Here is a 13056-nt window from a genome sequence, read left to right as displayed (position 1 = left end):
ACCGCGTCCGAAGCCGAATTGATGACGTCAATGATCGCGCGCACCGCGCCATGAACAGTGCCAGCGACGCCGTCGACCACGCCCGCTATGCCGCTCGCCCTGCCGTGGAAGACGTGCAGAGCCTGCTGCGCTCGCTTGAAAACGCCATCCATACATTGACCGACGAGGGCAGCGCAGAAGCCGACCGCGCCAGTCGCACGCTGCACGCGCGCGCCGACCAACTGCGCCGCGCCGCCAATGAGCGTGCCCATCAGGCCCGCGAACGCATGGACTGGGCGCTCGATCGCACCGAAGAAACCATCACGGCGGCACCGTTCAAGTCGGTGGGTGTCGCTGTGGCGATTGGGGCAGCGATCGGGCTGGTTGTGGCGCTGGCCGGCGGAAGCAGCCGACGCGACGCCAGCGAATAAAACCAACCCGCAATCACCCGCAGGAGCAACCACATGAGCCGGACCAACGTCGCCGCCCCCTCGGAAAGCAGCTTCCTCACCGACATCAAAACCTTGCGCGAACGTGCCCGCAAGCACATTGAGGAAGGTGCGGTGACCGAAGATTACAAAGCCGATCGGGAGACCGTGCTGCGGCTGCTGAATGAGGCGCTGGCGACCGAGTTGATCTGCGTGCTGCGCTACCGGCGCCACCATTTCATGGCCAAGGGCATCAACGCAGAACCGATCGCCGCAGAATTCCTGGTGCATGCCAACGAGGAACAGGCACACGCCGACAGCATCGCCACGCGCATCGTGCAACTGGGCGGCGAGCCCAACTTCAACCCGGAAGGACTATCCACGCGCAGCCATTCCGAATACGTGGAAGCCGACGGCCTGGTCGACATGATCAAGGAGAACCTGGTGGCCGAGCGGATCGCGATCGACAGCTACCTGGAGATGATCCGTTACATCGGGGATCGAGACCCCACCACGCGGCGCGTCCTGGAACAGATTCTGGCCGTTGAGGAGGAACACGCGGACGAGTTGTCCGACATGCTCCACGACCAATAAAGCGAAAGCAGTCGGACGAGATACCGGCCAGCGCGCCAGCCCCCCCCTCCCCCGCTCCCGGCCCGCTGTGGCCGGATGCCCGGACCGCCCCGTTTGGCGGCCGGGCATTTTTTTGGCCCGCTCCGTCCTCAGACGCCCCAGAGCACGCTGGATTGTTCGACCAGCGATTCTTCCAGCATGTGCAGCAGCGGATAGGCGCGCTGCCCGAGGTGCGGCGGCTCTTCTTCGCCGTTTTCGTCCAGCTCGGCCGCCGACAGTTCGGCCACCTTGATATGTGCCTGGTGCGTGTCATCCTTGATGGCCCGCTTGAGGCGGTCGATGGCGTGGGGCATTTCTTCGGGCGTGATGACACCGCGCTCGCCCAGCGTCTTGCCGATCACGCCCAGCAGCACCATGGCGAGATCCTTCTGCATCGAGAATTTCTGCGAAGCGTGCGAAGTAAAGGTGATCATGATTTCTTGTTTCCCTTGGTTGGGTGGGGGCCGCGGATTGCCGTGACTGGGGCGGATACCTCTGAGACCGCGGCTCACCTGATAAAATTTCGTACTTTTCCCCGAACAACGCAACTGGCGGCGCCAGAACTGGATTTCAATCCAATTCAGCACTGCCGGCGTCATGGTTTCTTTATGCTGCCCTCCCACAAACAGACGATCGCCCAACTGTTGTCCGACGCCGTCGGCTCCCTGCTGCCCGAGGGCCAAGCCCGACCGGAGATCGTCCTGGAGCGCCCCAAGCAGGCCGCGCACGGCGACATCGCCTGCAACGTCGCGCTGCAGCTCGCCAAACCCCTGGGCACCAACCCGCGCGAGTTGGCCGGCAAGATCGCCGATGCCATCCGCGCCGATGCCCGCGGCCAGCGCTTGGTGGCCGCCGTGGAGATCGCTGGCCCCGGTTTCATCAACCTGCGCCTGTCCGCCGCCGCGCGTGCCGACGTGATCGCCGCCGTGTTTGCAGAAGGCGACCGCTATGGCGCCGCAAACACGCATGACGGCGCGCCGGTGCTGGTGGAGTTTGTCTCGGCCAACCCGACCGGTCCGCTGCACGTCGGTCACGGCCGCCAGGCCGCGCTGGGCGATGCGCTGGCGAGCCTGCTCGACTGGCAGGGCCACAAGGTCCACCGCGAGTTCTACTACAACGACGCCGGCGTCCAGATCCACAACCTCGCCGTCTCCGTCCAGGCCCGCGCACGCGGCTACAAGCCGGGCGACGCCAACTGGCCCGAAGCCGCTTACAACGGCGACTACATTGCCGACATCGCCGCCGATTATCTCGCCGGCAAGACCGTGCGCGCCTCCGATGGCGAACCCGTGACGGGCGAGCGCGATGTCGAGAACATCGAAGCCATCCGCCGCTTTGCCGTCACGTATCTGCGCAATGAGCAGGACATCGATCTGCAGGCCTTTGGCGTGAAGTTCGACCGCTACTACCTGGAGTCTTCGCTCTACACCGAAGGCAAGGTGCAGCAGACGGTAGACGCGCTCGTTGCTGCAGGCAAGACCTACGAGCAGGAAGGCGCGCTGTGGCTGCGCACCACCGACGACGGTGACGACAAGGACCGCGTCATGCGCAAATCCGACGGCGCCTACACCTACTTCGTGCCCGACGTTGCGTACCACACGACCAAATGGGGACGCGGCTTCACGCAGGTCATCAATGTGCAGGGCAGCGACCACCACGGCACCATCGCCCGCGTGCGCGCCGGCCTGCAGGGCCTGAACATCGGCATCCCGAAGGGCTACCCCGATTACGTCCTGCACAAGATGGTCACGGTGATGAAGGACGGCGCCGAGGTGAAGATCTCCAAGCGCGCCGGCTCGTACGTGACGGTGCGCGACCTGATCGAATGGTCCAACGGCGACGCCGAGAGCGAAGCCGGCGTCGACACCATCCGCGCCTGCGTGGAAGCCGGCGAGCCGAACTGGCCGGCGCGCTTCACGCGTGGCCGCGACGCCGTGCGCTTCTTCCTGCTGTCGCGCAAGGCCGATACCGAATTCGTCTTCGACGTCGATCTGGCGCTCAAACAGAGCGACGAGAACCCCGTGTATTACGTGCAGTACGCGCACGCGCGCATCTGCTCGGTGTTCGAGCGTGCAGGCGTTGACGCCGCCTCGCTCACCAGCGCTGATCTGGCTGCGGTGACGGGCCCGGATGTCAGCCCGCAGGCGACCGCCCTGGTGCAACGCCTGGCCGCATTCCCCGACATGCTGGCCGACGCCGCACGCGAGCTGGCCCCGCACGCCGTGGCTTTCTACCTGCGCGACCTGGCAGGCGATTTCCACGCGTTCTACAACGCCGATCGCGTGCTGGTCGACGACGAGGCCGTCAAGCGTGCCCGCCTGGCGCTGCTGGCTGCCACGCGTCAGGTGCTGCGCAACGGGCTGGCGGTGATCGGCGTGTCCGCGCCGCAAAAGATGTAAACGCGCACGATTTGGCATCACACGGCGCTCTTATAATCGGGCGCTTCTAGAAGGATCGACATGGCACGCAATACGCAATTTTCCCGTGCCCGCTCGCAACGGGGCGGCACGTTTCTGGGTCTGGTGCTGGGCTTGATCGTCGGTTTGGCGATCGCCGTGGTGGTGGCGGTGTACATCACCAAGGCGCCGGTGCCCTTCGTGTCGCGTGGCGGCGCGCAACCCAAGCCGAGCGAAGCGGGCAACGTGGTCAACACGCTGCCGACGCCGGTGCAGCCCGCGCCGCAAGCCAGCGCGCCGCAGGCAGCAGACCCGAACGCGCCGTTGTGGAGCCGTGTGCCGGCCAAGCCGGTCGATCAGGCCGCCGAGCAGAACAATCCGCCGCCGGGCATCACGATCCACCCGGCCCAGCCAGGTTCGGTCCCGCAGGTGGCAAGCGCACCGGCCGTCAAGCCACCCAAGCCTCCGGTTACCGCCTCGAACGAGAAGCCGGTGACGGACCCGATTGCCGAGATTGCCCGCCAGGATGCAGCCAAGACAGGCTACTTCCTGCAAGTGGGCGCTTACAAATCGCCCGAAGATGCCGAGCGTCAGAAGGGCAATCTCGCCATGCAAGGCTTTGAAGCCAAGGTGACGCAGCGCGAGGTGAACGGCACCACGATGTATCGCGTGCGCCTGGGGCCGTTCAATTCGCTGGATGAGATGACCGCCGTGCGCGGCCGCCTGCAGTCGACGGGCGTGGAATCGTCGGTCATTCGCTTCGCTCGCCAGTAACGTCAAGTCGTGCAGCCCGCTGTGAACCCGGCGGGCTGTGATCGGTCAGAAACCTCAGTCTCAGTTACGCTGACAGCGGCATCTGTCGGTTCTGCACTGGATTTCGCTGGTTTTTCGGTTGCTTCGTCCAGTTCGTCGTCTAATTCGTCGTCCATCCACCATGAAAAAACTCGCTGCTTTCCTGATCGCCCTCGCCACTGGCGCCGGCTTCCTGATGACCGCGCCGGCCAACGCCGCGCCCACCGCCGGCAAGGAATACAAAGTGCTGCAAACGCCGCAGCCCGTGCCCGCAGGCAAGATCGAAGTGACGGAGTTCTTCTGGTACGGCTGCCCGCACTGCTATGACTTTGAAAACACCTGGACAGCGTGGGTCGCCAAGCAAGGCAAGGACGTGGTGATCAAGCGCGTGCCGGTGGCCTTCAATGCCAAGCTGGAGCCGCATACCCGCATCTATTACACGCTGGAAGCGCTCGGCAAGCTCGACGCCAAGGACGCCAGCGGCAAGACGCTGCATGACCGCGTGTTTGACCAACTGCACAAGAACTACCGTTCGATGTCCGAATTGGATGACATTGCGAAGTTCATGGCTGCCAACGGCGTCGACGAGAAGCAGTTCCGCGACACCTACAACTCGTTCAGTGTGAACGCCAATACCAAACGCGCCGCGCAACTGGCCGATCAGTACAAGATCGAAGGCGTGCCGACCGTCGTTGTGCAGGGTAAATACACCACGTCGCCGGCAGATGCCGGCAGCAACGTGGGCGCTGCCCAGACGCTCGACTACCTCGTCGACCAGGTGCGCAACCGCAAGATGTGACGGATTGACGCGTTTCCGGGCATTCGCCCGGGCGTGACACCGCCATCGACGCCCGCCCCTGTGCGGGCGTTTTTTGTGCGTCGGCCTTTTTCACACCTACCAGGACATCGACATGAGCGAGATCGTCTTCATCACCGGCGCTTCCAGCGGCATCGGCCAAGCCTTGGCACGTCAGTACGCAGCGCAGGGCGCCATGATCGGGCTGGTCGCGCGGCGTGTCGACGTGCTCCACGAGTTTGTCCAGACGCTGCCTGCCGGCATCCAGAGCCGCTGCCATTGCTACGCCGCCGACGTGCGCAGCGCCGAATCGATGCGCGACGTGGCCAACGCCTTTATCGCCACGGTCGGGCTGCCCGATGTGGTGATCGCCAACGCCGGCATCTCGGTCGGCACGGACTTGCGCGAACCCGGCGACCTGAAAGCCTTTGCTGTCGTGATGGACACCAACTGGATGGGCGTGCTCAACACGTTCCAGCCGTTTGTCGGGCCGATGCTGGCACGCGCCAAGCCTGGGCAGCCCGGCGGCACGCTTGTCGGCATTGCCAGCGTGGCGGGCGTGCGCGGGCTGCCGGGTGCGGCAGCGTACAGCGCCTCCAAGTCGGCGGTGATCAAGCTGATGGAGAGCCTGCGCGTGGAATTCGGCCCGCTTGGGCTGCGCGTGGTGACGATCGCCCCCGGCTACATCCGCACGCCGATGACCGAACACAATCCTTATCCCATGCCCTTCCTGATGCCGGTGGACCGCTTCGCGCTGAAAGCCGTGAATGCGATCCATCGCGGCGTGCGCTTCACGGTGCTGCCATGGCCGATGGGCATGGTCGCCAAGCTGCTGCACGTGCTGCCGCGCGGGCTGTATGACTTTGCGTTTGCGCGCGCCGGGCGCAAACCCCGCAACCCCGAGATTTCGTCATGACTTACACCGATGCGGCTGGGCTCGCCCACGCCCCTGTCGACACCACACCGCGCATCGCCAGCCTGGTCCCTTCGATTACCGATCTGCTGTTCTCGCTCGACCTGGGCGATCAGCTTGTGGCCCGCACCGGCTTCTGCATCCACCCGCGCGAAGCGGTGCGCAACGTACCGAAGGTCGGTGGCACCAAGACCGTCAAACTGGACAAGTTGCGCGAGCTGGCGCCCACGCACGTCATCGTGAACATTGACGAGAACACGCGTCCGACCGTCGACAAGCTGCGCGAGTTCATCCCGCACATCATCGTCACGCATCCTTGCTCGCCGGAAGACAACCTCGCGCTATACGAACTGCTGGGCGGTATCTTTCGCCGCGAAGCGCAGGCGCAGAAGTTGTCGGATGCGCTGACGCAGGAGCTGGAGGCGCTGCGCGGTCGCCACTTCCTGCCGCACCGCGTGCTGTACGCCATCTGGCAAGACCCGTGGATGACCGTGTCGCGCGACACGTACATCTCGCGGATGCTCAAACTCGTCAACTGCCATACGTGGCCCGACGATCCGGCGCCTGTGGAATGCGGCACCAACAAGAGCGGCGATTGTGCCCGCCCCAACCGGCCCGACACGCGCTACCCGACGTTCCGCTGGAGCAATGATGTTGTGCGCAACATCGACTGCGTGCTGCTCTCCACCGAGCCTTACAGCTTTACCGAAGAGCACGTCGATGCGCTCGAAAAGCAGATCGGCAAGCCGGTCTACCTCGTTGATGGCGAGATGGTGTCGTGGTACGGCAGCCGCGCGATTGATGGCGTGCGGTATCTGGGGCAATTTGCGAAGACGCTGCGTTAGGGCCAAGTTTCAGGCCGAAAAAAAACCCGCCGGTCGGCGGGTTTCTTGTTGGCCGCAGCGATACGTTATCGCTCGAACCCATAGTCGTACTCGACCTTGGCAATGCGCAGGTGGTACGACGCATACCACTGCTCACGCCCCAGCTTCTGGGCGGCAAGGTGGTCGCTCTGGTTCTTCCACTCGCGAATGGCCTCCAGCGACGACCAATACGACACGGTGATGCCCGGCCGCCCCTGATCGCCGGCCAGCTCATCGCGCACGGACTCGATGCCGAGAAACCCCGGCATACTGCGGCCCAACTCCACCATGCGGTCGGCCATGGCGCCGTAGCCATTGTCGCCGTCGGTGCGCGTGGAGGAAAAAATCACCGCGTAATACGGCGCAGTCGGCGTTTGCGCGGGAAACGGCAGGACGACGGCGCTGTCGTCGAGAACGTCATGCTGGTCAGCCATGGGCGGCTCCGTTGAAAGGCACGGGTCGTGCGGTTTATGCAGCTGCGTGGAATCGAACGATACCGTCCGCGTCGGTTTCGCGCACCAGTTCGCCTTGATGCCACAGCGCATGCAGGTGAGCAAGCGCCTCGCCCATCGCGAAGGTCATCTGGTGCACATCGAACTGACGCTTGAAGATGACGTTGACGATGTCGCGTGCCGATTGCGGCGCGGCCTTGCACGCGGCCAACGTTTCGGCCAGGCGATCCGCATGGTGGTCGCGCAGTTGCCGGATGCGCGTATGCAGCCCGCGGAACGGCCGCCCGTGCGACGGCAGGATCAGCACGTCCGCCGGCAGCGGCTCGTATTTGCCGAGCGAGTCCAGATACAGCGTGAGCGAATCCGCTTCAGGCTCCAGATCGAACACGCTCACGTTGGTGGAAATGCGCGGCAGAACCATGTCGCCGGAAATCAGCACGTTGGCCTCTTCACTGTAGAGCGCGACGTGCTCGGGCGCGTGGCCGAAACCGGTGATGACACGCCATGTGTGCGCGCCGATGGTGACGACATTGCCGTCCATCAGGCGGCGGTACTGGCTGGGCACGCCTGGCACGAGCGTGCTGTAGTAATCCTTGCGGTTACGGATGCCTTCGATGGAAGTCGGGTCGGTCAAGCCGTGGCGCTCGAAATGGCGCGCGGCAAATTCGCCGCCGGCATTCGACGCACCCGTGCCGCCCACCAGCATGCGCGCGAAGGCGTAGTCGCCCAGGCTCATCCACAGGCGCACGTTCCAGCGTTTCTCGTCGCCGCCTTCGCACAGCCAGTTCGACAGGCCGACGTGGTCCGGATGACAGTGCGTGACCAGCACGCGCAGCACCGGCAGGCCGTCGAGGTGGTTCGCGAAGATCGTTTCCCAGTACCCGCGAATCGCTTCGTGGTTGATGCCGCAATCGATGATCGTCCAGCCGTCCTGCCCGTCCTGCCGATCGCGCAGCAGCCAGAGGTTGATGTGATCGAGCGCAAACGGCAGCGGCATGCGCAGCCAGTAGACGCCAGGGGCGACTTCAAACCGCGTGCCGCCTTCGGGAAGCGTGTCGCCAAAGGGATAGTCGAGTTGGTGTTCGAGCGCGTTCATGTGGGTGGGGTCTCGGTCGCCGCCTTGAGCTGCTGTGCGGCGGTCTCTGCGATTGCGGTTTGGCGCTATTGACGCTAACGTAAACGTCAATTCGCCGCCGGTCATCCATCTTAAGCGAAAACTTAATGTCGCTGCCCGGCGTGCATGTGTCATCACTCCTCTGCCGTTAGCCCGTTCCCGCCGTATGTCCGCCTCCACTCCGTCTGCCGCCGCCGCGCTTGCCGCCGATCTTGAATCGGGCGATGCCGGCGCGCTTGCCGACGCAAGCTTCACCATCACCGATCTTGCACGCGAGTTCGACATCACGCCGCGCGCCATCCGCTTCTACGAAGACCAGGGTCTGCTGGCGCCGGATCGCCAAGGCCCGGGCGGACGTCGGCGGGTGTACTCGGCCGGCGAGCGCACGCGCCTGAAGCTCACCTTGCGAGGCAAGCGGCTCGGCCTGTCGCTGGGCGAGATCAAGGAGATCCTGGACCTGTATGAGTCGCCGCGCGATACGGTGCCGCAGCTGGAGCGCTTCCTGGCGTCGCTGGCGCAACACCGTGCGGTGCTGACGCAGCAGTTGGAAGATTTGAACGCCCAACTGGCCGAGATCGACCAGCACGAACGCCAGTGCCGGCGCCTGCTGGAAGACGCGCAGGCCGGCACGGTCAAGCCGACCAAGCGTCGCAAGGCCGCCTGATTCCGCAAATCTACCTAATGGACGGTCATTGACGTTTACGTAAACGTCAATACAATACGCAACACCCTGCAGCACCCTCCCGGCACCGCGGTGCCCGCCATAAGCGACGCGCACCGCACAGCGCCAGACCACTGACTAGAGACACCCGCGGCTCGAACCGCGCCCAAGGAGACCACCATGATTGATCTGCCCGGCCTGAAATTCGACTTGGGCGAAGACATCGAGATGCTGCGTTCGGCCGTGCGCGATTGGGCGCAGGGCGAGCTGGCACCGCGTGCCGGCGAAATCGACCGCACCGACCAGTTCCCGATGGACGCGTGGCGCAAGATGGGCGAGCTGGGCGTGCTCGGCATCACGGTGGCCGAGGAGTACGGCGGCGCCAACATGGGCTACCTGGCGCACATGATCGCCATGGAAGAAATCAGCCGTGCATCGGCGTCAGTGGGCCTGTCGTATGGCGCGCACTCGAATCTGTGCGTGAACCAGATCCATCGCAACGGCACGGCGGCCCAGAAGGCCAAGTACCTGCCCAAGCTGGTTTCCGGCGAATGGGTGGGGGCGCTGGCGATGAGCGAGCCGAATGCCGGGTCGGACGTCGTCAGCATGAAGCTGCGCGCGGAACTGAAAGGCGACCGCTACGTGCTCAACGGCACCAAGATGTGGATCACCAACGGCCCCGACTGCGACGTGCTGGTCGTCTACGCCAAGACCGAGCCCGAACTGGGCGCGCGCGGCATGACGGCGTTCATCGTCGAAAAAGGCATGAAGGGTTTCTCGGTGGCGCAGAAGCTGGACAAGCTTGGCATGCGCGGCTCGCACACGGGCGAACTGGTGTTCGAGAATGTAGAAGTGCCGGTGGAAAACATCCTCGGTCAGGAAAACGGCGGCACCAAGGTGCTGATGAGCGGCCTGGATTACGAGCGCGCGGTGCTCTCCGGCGGCCCGATCGGCATCATGCAGGCCTGCATGGACGTGGTCACGCCGTACATCCACGACCGCAAGCAGTTCGGCCAGAGCATTGGCGAATTCCAGCTCATCCAGGGCAAGATGGCTGACATGTACACCACGCTGCAGGCTTGCCGCGCGTACCTGTACACGGTCGGCAAGAACCTCGACTCACTGGGCCGCGACCACGTGCGCCAGGTGCGCAAGGACTGCGCCGGCGTGATCCTCTACACCGCCGAGAAGGCCACCTGGATGGCCGGCGAAGCCATCCAGATCCTGGGCGGCAATGGCTACATCAACGAATTCCCGGTCGGCCGCCTGTGGCGCGACGCCAAGCTGTACGAGATTGGCGCCGGCACGTCGGAAATCCGCCGCATGCTGATCGGCCGCGAGCTGTACGCAGAGACGATGTAACTGGCGAGAGCAGGCGGGGCTGGGGCACGGGGCCATCAGCCAAACGGATAAGGAGGCGCAACGGTTTCAGGACGCGAACACGGTACCGAAGACCCTACAATCTAGGTCTGCCTGGTTTGCTGGTTTTGCCGCTTCCCTGCCCCCGCGCACACGCCATGTCCCATTTCCCCAAGCTCCTCTCGTCGCAGATCGCCTTCGACGTTGCCCGCACGATGCTCGACGGCTTCGACAAGCACTATCGCTTGTTCCGCGAGGTCAGCGTACAGGCCAAGACGGCGTTCGAGACCGGAGACTGGGCCGGCCTGCAGCAGTTGCAGCGCGACCGCATTGCTTATTACGACGAGCGCGTACGTGAAGCCTCGGTCATCCTCGAAGACGAATACGACGCCGAGAACATCGACGACGAGATCTGGCGCCAGATCAAGCTGCACTTCATCGGCCTGCTGACCAACCATCATCAGCCCGAGTGCGCCGAGACCTTCTTCAACTCGGTGTGCACGCGCATCCTGCATCGTTCGTACTTCAACAACGATTTCATCTTCGTGCGCCCGGCCATCTCGACGGAGTACATCGAGAATGAAGAGTCGCCCACCAAGCCGACGTACCGCGCGTACTACCCCGGCACACGCGATGGCCTGGGCGCCTGTTTCGAGCGCATCGTCCACAACTTCCAGCTCAACGCGCCGTTTGAAGACCTGGAGCGTGATATCGGCTACGTGGTGCGCGCGGTGGGCGAGCACTTCGGCGATTTCCGCATCGCGCCGAATTTCCAGATCCACGTGCTGTCGTCGCTGTTCTTCCGCAACAAGGCGGCGTACATCATCGGGCGCGTGATCAACGGCGACAAGACGTTCCCGCTGGCCGTGCCGATCCTACGCAATGCCGCCGGCCAGCTCTCGCTCGACACGGTGCTGCTGCGGCAGGAACAACTGCTGATCCTGTTCTCGTTCACGCACTCGTATTTCATGGTGGACATGGAGATTCCGTCTGCCTACGTGACCTTCCTGCGTGACCTGATGCCGCGCAAGCCGCGCGCCGAGATCTACACCTCGCTGGGTCTGCAGAAGCAGGGCAAGAACCTCTTCTATCGCGATTTCCTGCATCACCTGCAGCATTCGTCGGACAAGTTCATCATCGCGCCGGGCATCAAGGGCCTCGTGATGCTGGTGTTCACGCTGCCGTCGTACCCGTACGTGTTCAAGGTCATCAAGGACTACTTCCCGCCGCCCAAGGAAACCACGCGCGAGCTGATCAAGAGCAAGTATCAGCTTGTGAAGCGTCACGACCGCGTGGGACGCATGGCCGATACGCTGGAGTATTCCGACGTGGCCTTCCCGCTCTCGCGCTTTGACGACGACCTGATCAAGGAGCTGGAAAAGCACGCGCCTTCGATGGTCGAATACCAGCGCAGCGAAGACGGCGGCGAAGAGATCGTCATCCGCCACGTCTACATCGAGCGCCGCATGACGCCGCTGAACATCTGGCTGCACGAAGGCACCGATGCGCAGGTCGAGCACGGCATCATCGAATACGGCAACGCCATCAAGGAACTCATTGCCGCGAACATCTTCCCGGGCGACATGCTGTACAAGAACTTTGGCGTGACGCGCCACGGCCGCGTGGTCTTCTACGACTACGACGAGATCGAATACCTCACCGACTGCAACATCCGCACCGTGCCCGAACCGCGCACGGAAGAAGAAGAAATGTCCGGCGAGGTCTGGTACAACGTCGGCCCGCACGACATTTTTCCCGAGACGTACCGCACGTTCCTGCTGGGCGACCCGCGCGTGCGCGAAGCCTTCCTCAAGCACCACGCAGACTTCTTTGAAGCTTCCATGTGGCAGGGGTACAAAGAGCGCCTGCTCTCCGGGCAGATGCACGATTTCTACGCGTATGACGCAGCCGAACGCTTCGTCAATCGCTACGGCGCGAGCGCGCCCGACAACGCAGCACAAGACAACACGACGCTGCAGCGCGCCGCCGCTTAACCCTCTCAACACGACGGGAAACCATGCCACAACGCATCAAAGAGCTGTTCGAGAACAACCGGAAGTGGGTCGAGCGGGTCAACGCTGAAGACCCGGCGTTTTTCTCGAATCTGGCCAATCAGCAGAACCCGGAATACCTCTGGATCGGCTGCTCGGATTCGCGCGTGCCGGCCAACCAGATCATCGGTCTGCCGCCGGGCGAGGTGTTCGTCCACCGCAACATCGCCAACGTCGTGGTGCACTCGGACTTGAACTGCCTGTCGGTGCTGCAGTTTGCGGTGGAAGTGCTGAAGATCCGGCACATCACGGTGGTGGGTCACTACGGCTGTTCTGGCGTGAAGGCCGCACTGACCAAGCAGCGCTTTGGCCTGGCTGACAACTGGATTCGTCACGTGCGGGATGTGGCCGAGCAGCATGAAACGTATCTCGGTACGGTGGTCCGCGAGCAGGATCAGCACGACAGGCTGTGCGAGCTGAACGTGATCCATCAGGTCAACAACGTGTGCCTGACGACGATCGTGCAGGACGCCTGGGATCGCGGGCAGCCGCTGACGGTTCATGGCTGGATCTACGGCGTGAAGGACGGGATGCTGCGCAATCTGGGGATGGCGGCGAATTCGAATGAGGAGCTGCATGCGCAGCTTGCTGATGCTTGGTTGAACTATGGGAAGGAAGGGAGTGTGCCTAGTCCGGTGGG

At 63.6% G+C, this 13056-nt stretch carries 14 protein-coding genes; 11 read left to right on the top strand and 3 right to left on the bottom strand.

Annotated features, from left to right (window positions below; all coding sequences use genetic code 11):
• Window positions 1-50 precede the first annotated feature (50 nt).
• Together BEK68_RS06525 and BEK68_RS06520 are read left to right on the top strand one after the other, a co-directional pair.
• Window positions 51-410, top strand: a complete 360-nt coding sequence (locus tag BEK68_RS06525; RefSeq protein ID WP_009277192.1) for a DUF883 family protein — start codon at window positions 51-53, stop codon at window positions 408-410.
• Window positions 411-443: 33 nt separating this feature from the next.
• Entirely contained in the window at window positions 444-1001 is a 558-nt protein-coding gene (locus tag BEK68_RS06520) for a ferritin-like domain-containing protein (RefSeq protein WP_004633723.1), read from the top strand.
• A gap of 128 nt (window positions 1002-1129) precedes the next feature.
• Here BEK68_RS06520 and BEK68_RS06515 read toward each other — a convergent pair whose 3' ends face one another.
• A complete protein-coding gene (locus BEK68_RS06515) occupies window positions 1130-1453 on the bottom strand; it encodes a DUF1840 domain-containing protein (protein ID WP_004633720.1) in 324 nt (107 codons plus the stop codon).
• Window positions 1454-1627: 174 nt separating this feature from the next.
• Between BEK68_RS06515 and argS the strand changes: the two genes are divergently transcribed.
• The 5 genes from argS (at window position 1628) to BEK68_RS06490 (ending at window position 6761) form a co-directional block, all read left to right on the top strand.
• Complete coding sequence (gene argS / locus BEK68_RS06510) at window positions 1628-3418, top strand: arginine--tRNA ligase (protein ID WP_009239247.1); 1791 nt, start codon at window positions 1628-1630, stop codon at window positions 3416-3418.
• Between the two features lie 60 nt (window positions 3419-3478).
• Window positions 3479-4189, top strand: coding sequence for an SPOR domain-containing protein (locus BEK68_RS06505; RefSeq protein WP_009239248.1), 711 nt, complete (start codon window positions 3479-3481; stop codon window positions 4187-4189).
• Window positions 4190-4349: 160 nt separating this feature from the next.
• Window positions 4350-5006, top strand: a complete 657-nt coding sequence (locus BEK68_RS06500; protein WP_004633713.1) for a thiol:disulfide interchange protein DsbA/DsbL — start codon at window positions 4350-4352, stop codon at window positions 5004-5006.
• A 112-nt stretch (window positions 5007-5118) separates the two neighbouring features.
• Window positions 5119-5919: an SDR family oxidoreductase gene (locus tag BEK68_RS06495; protein ID WP_004633711.1), complete on the top strand. Its 801-nt coding sequence runs from the start codon at window positions 5119-5121 to the stop codon at window positions 5917-5919.
• A complete protein-coding gene (locus BEK68_RS06490) occupies window positions 5916-6761 on the top strand; it encodes a helical backbone metal receptor (protein ID WP_004633709.1) in 846 nt (281 codons plus the stop codon). Before BEK68_RS06495 ends, BEK68_RS06490 begins: the two co-directional genes overlap by 4 nt.
• Before the next feature lie 65 nt (window positions 6762-6826).
• On the opposite strand, the gene BEK68_RS06485 is transcribed toward BEK68_RS06490, so the two are convergent.
• Entirely contained in the window at window positions 6827-7213 is a 387-nt protein-coding gene (locus BEK68_RS06485) for an antibiotic biosynthesis monooxygenase family protein (RefSeq protein ID WP_009239249.1), read from the bottom strand.
• Window positions 7214-7247: 34 nt separating this feature from the next.
• The gene (locus BEK68_RS06480) at window positions 7248-8327 is read right to left on the bottom strand and encodes an MBL fold metallo-hydrolase (RefSeq protein ID WP_009239250.1); all 1080 of its coding nucleotides are present in this window, start codon (window positions 8325-8327) and stop codon (window positions 7248-7250) included.
• Between the two features lie 184 nt (window positions 8328-8511).
• On the opposite strand from BEK68_RS06480, the gene BEK68_RS06475 reads away from it, so the two are divergent.
• The 4 genes from BEK68_RS06475 to can all read left to right on the top strand — a co-directional run.
• A complete protein-coding gene (locus tag BEK68_RS06475) occupies window positions 8512-9009 on the top strand; it encodes a MerR family transcriptional regulator (protein ID WP_009239251.1) in 498 nt (165 codons plus the stop codon).
• Between the two features lie 177 nt (window positions 9010-9186).
• Entirely contained in the window at window positions 9187-10368 is a 1182-nt protein-coding gene (locus tag BEK68_RS06470) for an isovaleryl-CoA dehydrogenase (RefSeq protein WP_004633702.1), read from the top strand.
• Between the two features lie 155 nt (window positions 10369-10523).
• The gene (gene aceK, locus BEK68_RS06465) at window positions 10524-12359 is read left to right on the top strand and encodes a bifunctional isocitrate dehydrogenase kinase/phosphatase (RefSeq protein WP_004633701.1); all 1836 of its coding nucleotides are present in this window, start codon (window positions 10524-10526) and stop codon (window positions 12357-12359) included.
• A gap of 23 nt (window positions 12360-12382) precedes the next feature.
• Window positions 12383-13056 (top strand): carbonate dehydratase (gene can, locus BEK68_RS06460; RefSeq protein WP_065851651.1); only part of this gene is annotated, 674 nt, incomplete at its 3' end.

Origin of the sequence: Ralstonia pickettii, assembly GCF_001699815.1 — a bacterium.
GTDB lineage: Bacteria > Pseudomonadota > Gammaproteobacteria > Burkholderiales > Burkholderiaceae > Ralstonia > Ralstonia thomasii.
Note: the sequence above shows the minus strand (reverse complement) of the source record. Positions and strands in the feature narration are given on the sequence as shown.

Bases quoted from the DNA above. Each gene is read 5' to 3' on its own strand.
- BEK68_RS06525 (WP_009277192.1), top strand. From the start codon at position 51: ATGAACAGTGCCAGCGACGCCGTCGACCACGCCCGCTATGCCGCTCGC.
- BEK68_RS06520 (WP_004633723.1), top strand. From the start codon at position 444: ATGAGCCGGACCAACGTCGCCGCCCCCTCGGAAAGCAGCTTCCTCACC.
- BEK68_RS06515 (WP_004633720.1), bottom strand. From the start codon at position 1,453: ATGATCACCTTTACTTCGCACGCTTCGCAGAAATTCTCGATGCAGAAG.
- argS (WP_009239247.1), top strand. From the start codon at position 1,628: ATGCTGCCCTCCCACAAACAGACGATCGCCCAACTGTTGTCCGACGCC.
- BEK68_RS06505 (WP_009239248.1), top strand. From the start codon at position 3,479: ATGGCACGCAATACGCAATTTTCCCGTGCCCGCTCGCAACGGGGCGGC.
- BEK68_RS06500 (WP_004633713.1), top strand. From the start codon at position 4,350: ATGAAAAAACTCGCTGCTTTCCTGATCGCCCTCGCCACTGGCGCCGGC.
- BEK68_RS06495 (WP_004633711.1), top strand. From the start codon at position 5,119: ATGAGCGAGATCGTCTTCATCACCGGCGCTTCCAGCGGCATCGGCCAA.
- BEK68_RS06490 (WP_004633709.1), top strand. From the start codon at position 5,916: ATGACTTACACCGATGCGGCTGGGCTCGCCCACGCCCCTGTCGACACC.
- BEK68_RS06485 (WP_009239249.1), bottom strand. From the start codon at position 7,213: ATGGCTGACCAGCATGACGTTCTCGACGACAGCGCCGTCGTCCTGCCG.
- BEK68_RS06480 (WP_009239250.1), bottom strand. From the start codon at position 8,327: ATGAACGCGCTCGAACACCAACTCGACTATCCCTTTGGCGACACGCTT.
- BEK68_RS06475 (WP_009239251.1), top strand. From the start codon at position 8,512: ATGTCCGCCTCCACTCCGTCTGCCGCCGCCGCGCTTGCCGCCGATCTT.
- BEK68_RS06470 (WP_004633702.1), top strand. From the start codon at position 9,187: ATGATTGATCTGCCCGGCCTGAAATTCGACTTGGGCGAAGACATCGAG.
- aceK (WP_004633701.1), top strand. From the start codon at position 10,524: ATGTCCCATTTCCCCAAGCTCCTCTCGTCGCAGATCGCCTTCGACGTT.